General features: G+C 58.7%; 9 protein-coding genes. 8 read left to right on the top strand and 1 reads right to left on the bottom strand.

What is annotated here, in order from left to right:
* Window positions 1–10: 10 nt before the first annotated feature.
* From F3J36_RS21160 to speB, 4 genes are all read left to right on the top strand, one after another.
* Window positions 11–1,462 (top strand): TolC family outer membrane protein, encoded by a 1,452-nt coding sequence (locus F3J36_RS21160; RefSeq protein ID WP_031279469.1) that lies wholly within the window; start codon window positions 11–13, stop codon window positions 1,460–1,462.
* Entirely contained in the window at window positions 1,459–3,642 is a 2,184-nt protein-coding gene (locus F3J36_RS21155; protein WP_166720517.1) for a type I secretion system permease/ATPase, read from the top strand. The genes F3J36_RS21160 and F3J36_RS21155 overlap by 4 nt, the downstream gene beginning before the upstream one ends.
* Window positions 3,642–4,865: an HlyD family type I secretion periplasmic adaptor subunit gene (locus F3J36_RS21150; RefSeq protein WP_369974314.1), complete on the top strand. Its 1,224-nt coding sequence runs from the start codon at window positions 3,642–3,644 to the stop codon at window positions 4,863–4,865. Before F3J36_RS21155 ends, F3J36_RS21150 begins: the two co-directional genes overlap by 1 nt.
* A gap of 133 nt (window positions 4,866–4,998) precedes the next feature.
* Entirely contained in the window at window positions 4,999–5,919 is a 921-nt protein-coding gene (speB, locus tag F3J36_RS21145) for an agmatinase (RefSeq protein WP_021506644.1), read from the top strand.
* A 407-nt stretch (window positions 5,920–6,326) separates the two neighbouring features.
* On the opposite strand, the gene F3J36_RS21140 is transcribed toward speB, so the two are convergent.
* Window positions 6,327–7,082: a M48 family metallopeptidase gene (locus tag F3J36_RS21140; protein WP_021506645.1), complete on the bottom strand. Its 756-nt coding sequence runs from the start codon at window positions 7,080–7,082 to the stop codon at window positions 6,327–6,329.
* 273 nt (window positions 7,083–7,355) lie between these two features.
* Between F3J36_RS21140 and tkt the strand changes: the two genes are divergently transcribed.
* From tkt to fbaA, 4 genes are all read left to right on the top strand, one after another.
* Window positions 7,356–9,347 (top strand): transketolase, encoded by a 1,992-nt coding sequence (tkt, locus tag F3J36_RS21135; RefSeq protein WP_166720516.1) that lies wholly within the window; start codon window positions 7,356–7,358, stop codon window positions 9,345–9,347.
* A 398-nt stretch (window positions 9,348–9,745) separates the two neighbouring features.
* Window positions 9,746–10,765, top strand: coding sequence for an erythrose-4-phosphate dehydrogenase (gene epd / locus F3J36_RS21130; RefSeq protein WP_166720515.1), 1,020 nt, complete (start codon window positions 9,746–9,748; stop codon window positions 10,763–10,765).
* Between the two features lie 51 nt (window positions 10,766–10,816).
* Window positions 10,817–11,980 (top strand): phosphoglycerate kinase, encoded by a 1,164-nt coding sequence (pgk, locus tag F3J36_RS21125; protein ID WP_021506648.1) that lies wholly within the window; start codon window positions 10,817–10,819, stop codon window positions 11,978–11,980.
* A 104-nt stretch (window positions 11,981–12,084) separates the two neighbouring features.
* Window positions 12,085–13,164 (top strand): class II fructose-bisphosphate aldolase, encoded by a 1,080-nt coding sequence (gene fbaA, locus F3J36_RS21120; RefSeq protein ID WP_058757103.1) that lies wholly within the window; start codon window positions 12,085–12,087, stop codon window positions 13,162–13,164.
* The last annotated feature ends 107 nt before the right edge of the window (window positions 13,165–13,271 follow it).

Here is a 13,271-nt window from a genome sequence, read left to right as displayed (position 1 = left end):
TGAACAATCGATGGATCTGATGCAATCAGGCGCAACAACTCGCCGTACCTGTAAGCTCAGCGCCCTGTGTGCTGGCATTGTGTTTTTTCACAGTTCTCATCTTATGGCTGCCAGTGATGCCGTGACGCAGGCGGGGCGCATAACCTCAGCCGGTCTGGCGCAGCAGCAGGATCTTCCCTCCTTAACCGGTCAGGTGGCCGAACCCGCGCTGGCTAACGTGCCGGATACCTTAACCCTTAACCAGGCCGTACAGCGCGCCATCCAGTGGCATCCGGACATCGCACAGGCGATTGGCAAAATGCTGGAGCAGGCCAGCCAGGTCGATGTGGCGCAGGCCAAATACTATCCGCAAATCAGTGCCGGCATGAACAACGGCTACAGCAACGCCTACAGCGAAAAGGGCTTCAGCCCGTCATTTGTGCTGTCGGTATCACAGATGCTGTATGACTTCGGCAAAGTCAGCAGTTCGGTGCGCTCCGCCGAAGCCGGGGTGGCGCAGGAGCAGGCCAGCGTGCTGGTGAGTATCGATACCGTCGCGCACGACACCGCCGCCGCGCTGGTGCAGGTGCAGGGCTATCAGCAGCTGGTGAAGATCGCCCAGGATCAGCTGACAGCGCTGAGTAAGATTGGCGATCTGGCGCGTCAGCGCAATGAAGAGGGGGCGGCATCGCTCTCGGACGCCACCCAGACCGACGCGCGTATCGAAGGGGCGCGCACCACGCTGACCCAGTATCAGGCCAGCCTCAACCGCTGGCGTGCCACGCTGGCCAGCTATCTCGGCTGGCCACTGGTGAAGAAGGTCAGCGATGCGTTTCCGCCCAGCCTGACGCGCGCCTGCGCGGTGGGCAAAGCCGACGACAAATCCAATCCGGCGGTGCTGGCGGCGTGGGCGCAGGCGCGGCAGGCGCAGGCTAAACTGGATAACGCCAACGCGCAGAATTTACCTACCATTTCGCTGGAACCGCAGGTCACGCATTACCTCAACAATCACTACTCCGGCAGCGAAACGCTCGACCGCACCCAGTATTCCGCGTTCGTCAAAGTTGAGATGCCGCTGTATCAGGGCGGCGGCATTACCGCGGCGCGCGATGCGGCGGCCAGCGCGCTGCAGGCGGCCAATGCGGCGGTGAACTCGGCGCGCCTCAAAGCGCAGCAGCAGCTCAGCGAATCGCAAACCGAAGCGCTGAGCCTGTCGCAGAGCCTGGCGATCATGTCGCGTCAGCAGACGCTGGGCGAGAAGACGCAGCAGCTATATCAGGATCAGTATCTGCAGCTCGGCACCCGTCCGCTGCTGGACGTGCTCAACGCCGAACAGGAAGTGTTTCAGACGCGCTTCGCCATGCAGCAAACCATCAGTCAGTTACGTTCACTGCAGCTCGACTGCTTATACAGCACCGGGCAGATGCGGTCAGCGTTTGCGCTGAATAACCAGCGCATCCAGTCCGTGGAGATCCAGCCATGACGCAATTACAGATTCCGGACGCACCCAATGGCAATCCCGCCAGCGCCGCCGGTGGCGAGGTGCCGCTACACGGCTGGGCCACCGCCATTATTCTCATCGCGACCCATTATCGCCTGCCGTGCTCGCCGGGCATGATCATGGCTGCCAGCGAATGGCAGGGCAAACAGTCACGTGATAAAGCGCTGCGCCATCTGGCGCGTCAGGCCGGACTGTCGCTGCAGCTGTATGAAGAGCATCAGTGGGAGATCAGCAGCTGGCGCTTGCCGCTGGCGGTGGAACTGAGCGACGGCCAGGTCGGCGTCATCACCAGCTTTGATGGCGATGACACGGTGCGCGTGCACCTGGCCGGCGATGAACAACCGGCGCCGATCGTGCTGAACACGCTGCTGCCGCAGATCCGTTACGCCGCGGCGCTGCGTCCGGTGACGGCCGCCAAAGATAGCCGTGTCGATCGCTATCTCGCCACGGTCAGGCCCGACTGGCTGCGCCGTCTGGTGCTGCACGACATGCGTCCTTACGGCTACGTGATGCTGGGATCGTTCCTGATCAATCTGCTGGCGCTGGTCGGCATCATCTTCTCGATGCAGGTGTACGATCGGGTGATCCCGGCGCAGTCGTACCCCACGCTGTACGTGCTGTATATCGGGGTGATTCTCTCGGTGGTGTTCACCTATATTCTGCGCGTCGGTCGCGATCACGTCACCGATCTGCTCGGCAAGCGCGCCGATATGCGCGTCTCCGACCGTGTGTTCGGCCACGCGCTGCGGCTGCGTAACAGCGCGGTACCGCGATCGACCGGCACCTTTATCTCGCAGCTGCGCGAGCTGGAAGCGGTGCGCGAAATGGTGACGTCGACCACGGTGACGGCGATCGTCGATATGCCATTCTTCCTGCTGTTTATGCTGGTGATGGCGATCATCGCGCCGCAGCTGGCGTGGATCGCGCCGGTGGCGGTGCTGCTGATGATCCTGCCCGGCGTGCTGAGCCAGAAAAAACTGGCAAAGCTGGCGCAGCAAAATCTGAAAGAGTCGACGCTGCGCAACGCGGTGCTGGTGGAGAGCGTGCAGGGGCTGGAAGATATTAAGCTGATGCAGGCGGAGGATCGCTTTCTGCAGCAGTGGAACAGCTATATCCGCATCACCGCGCAGTCGGGCGTCGAGATGCGCAAAGTGATGCATGCGCTGATCAGCTGGGGCGTCACCATTCAGGGACTGGTGTACGCCAGCGTGATCGTGGTCGGGGCGCCGATGGTGATCAACGGCGATATCACCACCGGGGCGATTGTCGCCGCGTCGCTGCTGTCTTCGCGCATGATTGCGCCGATGGCGACGCTGTGTGGCGTGCTGGCGCGCTGGCAGCAGGTAAAAGCGGCGAAGAGCAGCCTCGATGCGCTGATGAATCTGCCGGTGGAGAACAGTAAAGACGAAACGCGCATTCACTGTCCGGTGCTGTTTGGCCACTATCAGTTCACCGATGCCATGTTCCGCTACTACAGCGATTCGCTGACGGTGGCGTTGCGCATCAAGACGCTGACCATCAAGCCGGGTGAGCGCATCGCCGTGCTGGGGCGCAACGGCTCTGGCAAATCCACGCTGCTGCAGGCGATGGCCGGCGGCATGGATCTGGTGGGCGGCGAGCTGCGGCTGGACAACCTCAGCCTGCCGCATATTGATGTCGCGGACGTGCGGCGCAACGTCGGGCTGCTGACGCAGAACGCGCGGCTGTTCCACGGTACGCTGCGGGAAAACCTCACCATGGGCGCGGCGCACGCCACCGACGAAGCGATTTTTGCCGCGCTGACGGTCAGTGGCGGGGCCGATTTTATTCGCCGTCTGCCGCTCGGGCTCGATCATCCGGTCATGGAGGGCGGCGTCGGGCTGTCCGGCGGTCAGCGTCAGTCGCTGCTGCTGGCGCGCATGCTGCTGCGCGATCCTAATATCGTGCTGCTGGATGAGCCGACCGCTTCGCTCGACGATCATACCGAGAAGGATTTTATTGAGCGGCTGGGCGCCTGGCTGAATGGCCGCACGCTGATCGTGGCGACGCACCGCGCGGCGATTCTGTCGCTGGTGGATCGCATACTGGTGCTGAAAGAGGGGCAGCTGGTAATGGACAGCCCGAAAGAGAACGCGCTGCCGGCACCGCGCGCCAGCGGAGCGGCGGGGGAGGGACAGGCATGATGAAACAATTGCCGGCAAAACTGCGGCTGGTGACCGCCGCGGAAGTGGATTCGTCCGACGATCTGCTCGGTGAACTGAAATCGGAAAGCCACTACACCGGCGCAGTGCGGCTGATCGTTATCAGCACCGCGCTGATCGTGGTGGCGCTGGTGTGGGCGTGGTTTGGCATGCTGGATGAGGTCTCAACCGGCACCGGGAAGGTGATCCCCAGTTCGCGCGAGCAGGTGCTGCAGTCGCTGGAAGGCGGCATTCTCACGGAACTGTATGTGCATGAGGGCGATCGCGTGCAGGCCGGGCAGATCGTGGCGAAACTGGATGCCACGCGCTCGCAGTCCAGCGTCGGCGAGAGCGCGGCGCGCTACCGGGCCGCACTGGCAGCGGCCTCGCGCCTGCGTGCGGAGGTAAACGATGATCCGCTCACGTTTCCCGCCGAGCTGAAGGGCTACCCGGATCTTATCGCGGCGGAAACCCGGCTGTATAACACCAAACGCGCCCAGCTTAATGATGCAACCCGGCAGTTTAAGGAGTCGCTGGCGCTGGCTAATCGCGAACTGGCGATCACCCAGCGGCTGGCGAAAACCGGTGCCGCCAGCAGCGTGGAAGTGCTGCGCTTACAGCGCGATAAGTCCGACCTGGAGCTGAAACTTACCGATATGCGCTCGCAGTATTATGTGCAGGCGCGCGAAGAGCTGGCGAAGGCCAGCGCCGAAGCCGACAGCCTGGCACAGGTGATTAAAGGACGCGAAGATACCGTAACGCGTCTGACCATCCGCGCGCCGATGCGCGGCATCGTGAAAAACATCAAAGTCTCGACGGTGGGCGGGGTGATTCCGCCCAACGGTGAGTTGATGAACATCGTACCGATGAACGATCGGCTGCTGATTGAAGCGCGCCTGTCGCCGCGCGATATTGCTTTTATCCATCCCGGCCAGCGCGCGGTGGTAAAAATCTCCGCTTACGATTACGCCATCTACGGCGGCCTGAACGGCGTGGTGGAAAGCATTTCGCCGGATACCATCCAGGACGAAGTTAAACCGGAGATTTACTACTACCGCGTGTTTATTCGTACTGATAACGACTATGTGCAGAACAAGGCTGGCCGGCGCTTTGCCATCAGCCCGGGCATGGTGTCCACCGTGGATATCAAAACCGGCGAGAAGAGCATCATGGATTATCTGGTCAAACCGTTTAACAAGGCCAAAGAGGCGATGCGCGAGCGCTAATTGCGATGCGCGGCAAACTCGGCGATAATCACGCCCATCAATCCCTTCCTCGTCGGGCCTAACGACGCGGAGGGGATTTTTTTCATCTATACCTTAACTGGCTAACCGATTTAAGGATTTAAGAGGACTCGTTATGTACAACACGCTGGGCAATCAGTACGACAACTCCCTGGTTTCTAACGCCTTCGGTTTCATGCGCTTTCCGCTGAACTTCCAGCCTTACGACAGCGACGCCGAGTGGGTGATTACCGGTGTGCCGTTTGATGCCGCGACGTCAGGCCGGCCGGGCAGCCGCTTAGGGCCGGGCGCGATCCGTCAGATCTCCACTAATCTGGCGTGGGAAGGCTGCCGCTGGCCGTGGGATTTCGATCTGCGTCAGCGCCTCAACGTGGTGGACTGCGGCGATCTGGTGTACGCCTTCGGCGATTCACAGGATCTGTCCGACAAGCTGCAGGCGCACGCGGAGAAGCTGCTGGCGAACGGTAAGCGCATGCTGACTTTTGGCGGTGATCACTATGTCACACTGCCGCTGCTGCGCGCGCACGCCAAACACTTCGGCAAGATGGCGCTGGTGCACTTCGATGCGCATACCGATACCTACTCCAACGGCCCGACTTTTGACCACGGCACTATGTTCTACACTGCGCCGCAGGAAGGGCTGATCGATCCGCAGCATTCGGTGCAGATTGGTATCCGTACCGAGTTCGATAAGAGCCTGGGCTTCAACGTGCTGGACGCCGCGCAGGTTAATGACCGCAGCGTGGACGATATTCTGGCCGAAGTGAAGCGCACCGTGGGCGATCTGCCGGTGTACCTGACGTTTGATATCGACTGCCTCGATCCGGCGCATGCACCAGGCACCGGTACGCCAGTGATTGGCGGCCTGACCAGCGATAAAGCCACCAAGCTGATTCGCGGCCTGCAGGGTATGAACATTGTGGGGATGGATCTGGTGGAAGTGGCACCGGGCTACGATCACGCCGACCTGACCTCACTGGCCGCTGCGACGCTGGCGCTGGATATGCTGCACGTGCAGGCCGCTAATAAAGGCTAAGCGGCGGTGCGGACGGCTGCCCTCACCCTGACCCTCTCCCCCAGGAGAGGGAACCGATCGAGCGGGCGGTGAGAACAGCACGGACTGCCCCCTCTCCCGCGTGCGGGAGAGGGAGCCGATCGAGCCGGCAGTGAAAACAGCACGGACTGCTCCCTCTCCCGCGAGCGGGAGAGGGCTGGGGTGAGGGGAAGACCGGCGACTGCTTACCATCCGCCGCGATGCGGACGGCTGCCCTCACCCTGACCCTCTCCCTCAGGAGAGGGAACCGATCGAGCGGGCGGTGAGAACAGCACGGACTGCCCCCTCTCCCCCAGGAGAGGGAACCGATCGAGCCGGCGGTGAGAACAGCACGGACTACTCCCTCTCCCGCGTGCGGGAGAGGGCTGGGGTGAGGGGAAGACCGGCGACTACTTACCATCCGCCGCGATGCGGTCGCGAATATGCTGCGCGCGCGACTCAGAATCCGGATGCGAGTCAAACATTGAGCTCTGGCGGCCCTGATCCAGCTTCGCCAGCTTCTCAAAGCTGGTCGCCAGACCAAGCGGATTAATGCCGCGCTTCTTCAGCAGATCGTACGAATAGTCATCCGCCTGCGACTCCTGGGTCTGTGAGAACTGCGCGTTAACCAGCTTCTCGCCCATCTCGCCCAGCTGTGACTGCGACAGCGAACCAATCACGCCGCCCACCGACGCTGCAGCATTGCGTGCCGCCGTGGTAGCGAAAGCTACCTGCATCGCTTTGCGCGTATGGCCGAGCGCGACGTGGCCCATTTCATGGCCGAGCACGCCTTCCACTTCGTTGTCGCTCATCATATCCATCAGACCGCTATAAACGCGGATACAGCCATTGGCCATCGCCCAGGCGTTGACGTCTTTGGTCAGATACACCTTGTAGTTGGCCGGTACGCCGTTGATGTTATCGCCCAGCGCGGCGGCGATTTTGTTCAGCCGCTGCTGATAGCTGCTGTTGGCCGGCGCCAGCTGGTTCTCTTTATCCATCTGAGCACATGATTGATCGCTCAGCTCTTTAACCTGGGCGTCATTCAGTGAGTAAGCCTGAAACGCCTGCGCGCCAGACTGCAACAGTGCGTTATTATCCATTCCTTCGCAGCCGCTCAGCAGCGAAACCATTCCCAGCGCGACAACCATGGCGCGAATTTTCATATCAGCATCCTTTGAGTAACAAGTAGAGAAAACAAACACCTGAAAAACCACGCAGGTGTTTAAACGCATTGGTTATAGCGTGCCAGGGGCGGATTGGCTAGCAGACAGGCCCCGAAATGCAACCCTGAACCGCAGATTTAGCATCCTGATACATGTACTTTTGCCCCGATTTTCATGTACATTGATGTGCGACTTTTTTCTCGCTTCGCCTTATAACTCATTAATTACAATCAGTTAAGCGTGGCGGAGCATTAATCCGACCTGGAGTAGAAGATGCCCTCTCGTAAAGAGCTTGCCAACGCCATTCGCGCGTTAAGTATGGATGCAGTACAGAAAGCGAAATCGGGACATCCGGGTGCCCCAATGGGCATGGCCGATATCGCTGAAGTGCTGTGGCGTGATTTCCTGAACCACAATCCAACTAACCCGCTGTGGGCAGATCGCGACCGTTTCGTGCTGTCCAACGGCCACGGCTCGATGCTGATTTACAGCCTGCTGCACCTCACCGGCTATGACCTGCCGATGAGCGAGCTGCAGAACTTTCGTCAGCTGCACTCTAAAACCCCAGGCCACCCGGAATACGGCTACACCGCAGGCGTAGAAACCACTACCGGCCCACTGGGTCAGGGCATCGCGAACGCCGTGGGCTTCGCCATTGCTGAGCGCACGCTGGCGGCGCAGTTCAACCGTCCGGGTCATGACATCGTAGACCATCACACTTACGTGTTCATGGGCGACGGCTGCATGATGGAAGGTATCTCACACGAAGTGTGCTCCATCGCCGGTAACCTGAAGCTCGGCAAGCTGGTGGCGTTCTATGACGACAACGGCATTTCTATCGACGGCCACGTGGATGGCTGGTTCACCGACGACACCGCCAAACGCTTCGAAGCGTACGGCTGGCACGTGGTGCGTGGCGTGGACGGTCACGACGCCGACGCGATCAAAAAAGCGGTAGAAGAAGCCAAAGCGGTCACCGACAAGCCATCGCTGCTGATGTGCAAAACCATCATCGGTTTCGGTTCCCCGAACAAAGCCGGTACGCACGATTCGCACGGTGCCCCGCTGGGTGACGACGAAATCGCACTGACCCGCAAACAGCTGGGCTGGAACTACGCGCCATTTGAAATTCCTTCTGAAATCTACGCACAGTGGGATGCCAAAGAAGCCGGCCAGGCGAAAGAGAAAGCCTGGGACGAGAAGTTTGCTGCTTACGCCGCTGCGCATCCGGAACTGGCCACAGAGTTCAAACGCCGCGTGAACAACGAGCTGCCTGCTAACTGGCAGGCGGAATCGCAGAAGTTCATCGAGCAGCTGCAGGCTAATCCGGCAAAAATCGCCAGCCGTAAAGCATCGCAGAATGCCATCGAAGCCTTCGGTAAGCTGCTGCCGGAATATCTGGGCGGCTCGGCTGACCTGGCGCCAAGCAACCTGACCATGTGGTCCGGCTCGAAGCCGATCAATGAAGATGCCGCAGGCAACTACATTCATTACGGCGTGCGTGAGTTTGGTATGACTGCCATCGCCAACGGTATTGCGCTGCACGGTGGCTTCCTGCCGTACACTGCAACCTTCCTGATGTTCGTCGAGTACGCGCGTAACGCGGCACGCATGGCGGCGCTGATGAAAATCCGTCAGGTGATGGTTTATACCCACGACTCTATCGGTCTGGGTGAAGATGGCCCGACGCACCAGCCGGTTGAGCAGATGGCCAGCCTGCGCACCACCCCGAATATGAGCCTGTGGCGTCCGTGTGACCAGGTAGAGTCTGCGGTGGCATGGAAATACGCTATCGAGCGCGTTGACGGCCCATCAGCCCTGATCTTCTCGCGTCAGAACCTGGCGCAGCAGGATCGTAGCGCTGAGCAGCTGGCTAACGTGGCGCGCGGTGGTTACGTGCTGAAAGATTGCGACGGCACGCCGGAGCTGATTCTGATTGCGACCGGTTCTGAAGTTGAGCTGGCGGTCGGCGCTTACGAGCAGCTGAGCGCGGAAGGTCGTAAGGTGCGCGTGGTGTCCATGCCGTCTACCGATGCGTTTGATAAGCAGGATGCGGCTTATCGTGAGTCGGTGCTGCCGAAAGCGGTTGGCGCACGCGTTGCTATCGAAGCCGGTATTGCGGATTACTGGTTCAAATACACCGGCCTGCACGGTGCCATCGTTGGCATGACCACCTTCGGTGAGTCAGCGCCAGCTGAGAAGCTGTTCGAAGAGTTCGGCTTCACTGTGGCCAACGTGGTGAAAACCGCGAAATCGATTCTGTAATTTCGCGTAATCCGTCGCGCCGCTGCGCGTTGTAGCGGCGCGATTCATCGCGCATTTCTGCTGCCATCCTCATGCTTTACCACGCGCAATAAATTGCGCCGCGACACCGATGTGCAGATCGGCGGTCCTGTTATCGCCTGAACCTGAAACGGTTCAATTATTCCTGCAGTAATAATCGCCATTGCCTGAATTTGTGACGCAGATCCAATAATCAGCAGCACAGTTGATCGCAATCATTCCTGTTATTCCTTCCATGCTTTATTCTCGCTGAACCGTTTCAGTTGCAGCCGTGTGCTCTCCGTCAGCAACCGTAACCGGGCAAGAATTCCCTGTACAAAACGCAGCGAAACGCTCAAGGTATTTGGCACGTTTTTTCAGGTGTGGCTGCAGGAAGTGAGATGACCATTCGTATCGCAATAAATGGTTTTGGTCGTATCGGGCGCAACGTGTTGCGTGCGCTGTATGAAACCGGTCGCCGGGCGGAAATCACCGTAGTGGCGATTAACGAACTGGCGGAAGCGGCTGGCATGGCGCATCTGCTGAAGTACGACACCAGCCACGGCCGCTTTGCCTTTGACGTACGCCAGGAGCGCGATCAGCTGTGGGTTGGCGAAGATACCATCCGTATCCTGCATCAGGCTGAGATTGCCGCGCTGCCGTGGCGCGAGCTGAATGTTGATATCGTGCTGGACTGCACCGGCGTGTACGGCTGCCGCGACGATGGTGAAGCGCATCTGCAGGCTGGCGCGAAGAAAGTGTTGTTCTCGCATCCCGGCGGCAACGATTTGGATGCCACCGTAGTGTTCGGCGTTAACGAACAGGCTCTTAAACAAACTGACCGCATTGTCTCCAACGCATCCTGCACCACCAACTGCATTATTCCGGTGATCAAGCTGCTGGATGACGCCTTTGGCATTGAGTCGGGCACCGTGACCACCATCCACTCGGCGATGCACGATCAGCAGGTGATTGACGCGTATCACAGCGACCTGCGCCGTACCCGTGCCGCCAGTCAGTCGATCATCCCGGTCGATACGCGTCTTGCCGCTGGCATTACCCGTATTTTTCCGAAATTTAACGATCGCTTCGAGGCTATCGCGGTGCGCGTGCCGACGATCAACGTGACCGCCATTGATCTGAGCGTTTCGGTGCGCCAGGCGGTGAAGGCGTGTGAGGTCAACGCGTTGCTGCAAAACGCGTCAGAGGGGGCATTTCGTGGTATAGTTGACTATACGGAATTACCGTTAGTCTCAGTAGATTTTAACCACGATCCGCACAGTGCCATAGTGGACGGCACGCAAACGCGGGTCAGCGGTCACCACCTGATCAAAACCCTGGTCTGGTGTGACAACGAATGGGGCTTTGCTAACCGCATGATCGACACCACGTTAGCAATGGCCGCAAGCGGTTTCAGGTAAGACGCGGACTGCGTCTGGCAAAACTTATGAGAATCAACGAGAGGGTTCACCATGTCTGTAATTAAGATGACCGATCTGGATCTTGCTGGTAAACGCGTTCTGATCCGTGCCGATCTCAACGTACCAGTGAAAGAAGGGAAAGTGACGTCAGATGCACGTATTCGTGCTTCTCTGCCTACCATCGAAGCGGCGTTGAAACAGGGCGCGAAAGTGATGGTTACCTCTCACCTGGGGCGCCCGACCGAAGGTGAATACAACGAAGAGTTCTCGCTCCTGCCGGTTGTTAACTACCTGAAAGAAAAACTGAACGGCACTAACGTGACCCTGGCGAAAGACTACCTCGACGGCGTTGAAGTGGGCGCGGGTGAACTGGTGGTGCTGGAAAACGTTCGCTTCAACAAAGGCGAGAAAAAAGACGACGAAACCCTGTCGAAGAAATATGCCGCGCTGTGTGACGTGTTCGTCATGGATGCATTCGGCACCGCGCACCGCGCGCAGGCGTCCACTCACGGCGTGGGCAAATTCGCTCCTATCGCCTGTGCCGGTCCGCTGCTGTCTGCCGAACTGGAAGCGCTGGGCAAAGTGATGAGCAATCCACAGCGTCCACTGGTCGCCGTGGTGGGTGGTTCTAAAGTGTCGACCAAATTCGACGTGCTGCAGTCGCTGGTGAAAATCGCTGACACCGTGATTGTCGGTGGCGGTATCGCTAACACCTTCGTGGCGATCGACAACAACGTCGGCAAATCGCTGTACGAGCCAGACTTCGTTGAGGCCGCTAAAGGCCTGCGCGACCAGTACGGCATTCCGGTACCTACCGATTCACGCGTCGGCACGGAATTCTCCGAAACTGCCCCGGCAACCGTGAAAAAGGTTTCCGAAGTAGCAGATAACGAAGAAATTATGGACTTCGGTGACGAAACCGCACAGAACATGGCGAAGCTGCTGAAAGACGCAAAAACCATTCTGTGGAACGGTCCGGTTGGCGTGTTTGAGTTCCCGAACTTCCGTAAGGGCACCGAAATCGTTGCCAACGCTATCGCAGACAGCGACGCGTTCTCTGTTGCCGGCGGCGGTGATACCCTGGCGGCTATCGACCTGTTCGGTATCGAGGACAAAATCTCCTACATCTCTACCGGTGGCGGTGCGTTCCTCGAGTTCGTGGAAGGCAAAAAACTGCCGGCAGTAGCCATGCTGGAAGAGCGCGCGAAGCAGTAATATTTGGGGGCAGCGCTTCTGCGCTGTCTGAAGGCTTGCCCGCTGTGGGCGAACAGATCGCATTCCCGTTGGGGAGTGGACGATAAACGAAACAGGACACAACCATGTCTAAAATTTTTGATTTCGTAAAACCCGGCGTTGTCACTGGTGATGACGTTCAGAAAATCTTCAAAGTAGCGAAAGAAAACAAATTCGCTCTGCCAGCCGTTAACTGCGTCGGCACGGATTCCATCAACGCGGTACTGGAAGCTGCGGCTAAAGTTAAAGCGCCGGTCATCGTTCAGTTCTCCAACGGTGGTGCTGCCTTCATCGCCGGTAAAGGTTTCAAAACCGACAAACCACAGGGCGCTGCGATTTTCGGCGCAATCGCTGGTGCACACCATGTGCATCTGATGGCTGAACAGTACGGCGTGCCAGTAATCCTGCACACCGACCACTGTGCGAAGAAACTGCTGCCGTGGATCGACGGCCTGCTGGATGCTGGCGAAGAGCACTTCAAGAAAACCGGTAAGCCTCTGTTCTCTTCACACATGATCGACCTGTCTGAAGAGTCACTGGAAGAGAACATCGAGATTTCTTCTAAATATCTGGCGCGCATGGCGAAACTGGATATGACGCTGGAAATCGAACTGGGCTGCACCGGTGGTGAAGAAGATGGCGTGGACAACAGCCACATGGACGCTTCTGCACTGTACACTCAGCCAGAAGACGTAGATTACGCTTACACCGAGCTGAGCAAAATCAGCCCGCGTTTCACCATCGCTGCGTCCTTCGGTAACGTGCACGGCGTGTACAAGCCAGGCAACGTGAAACTGACCCCAACCATTCTGCGTGATTCGCAGAAATACGTTTCAGAGAAACACGGCCTGCCGCACAACGCGCTGGACTTCGTGTTCCACGGCGGTTCCGGTTCTTCTGCTGCAGAAATCGAAGAGTCTATCAGCTACGGCGTGATCAAGATGAACATCGATACCGATACCCAGTGGGCAACCTGGGACGGCATCCTGCAGTACTACAAAACCAACGAAGCGTACCTGCAGGGTCAGCTTGGCAACCCGAACGGCGCTGACAGCCCGAACAAAAAATACTACGACCCACGCGTCTGGCTGCGTGCGGCACAATCTTCCATGGTTGTGCGCTTAGAGCAGGCTTTCAAAGAGCTGAACGCTGTCGACGTACTGTAATTTTTGCTTACCGTACAAAAAGGCCCGAAAGGGCCTTTTTTTATGCGTCCCGTCTGGAAATCCCGGTTTATACAGCACATTTTTGGCGCTTCGCCCCATTATTGTTT

The organism is Pantoea sp. Cy-640, assembly GCF_011752635.1.
Classification (GTDB): Bacteria; Pseudomonadota; Gammaproteobacteria; order Enterobacterales; family Enterobacteriaceae; genus Pantoea; species Pantoea dispersa.
The sequence above is the reverse complement of the archived record's forward strand: the minus strand, read 5'-3'. Positions and strand labels throughout refer to the sequence as shown.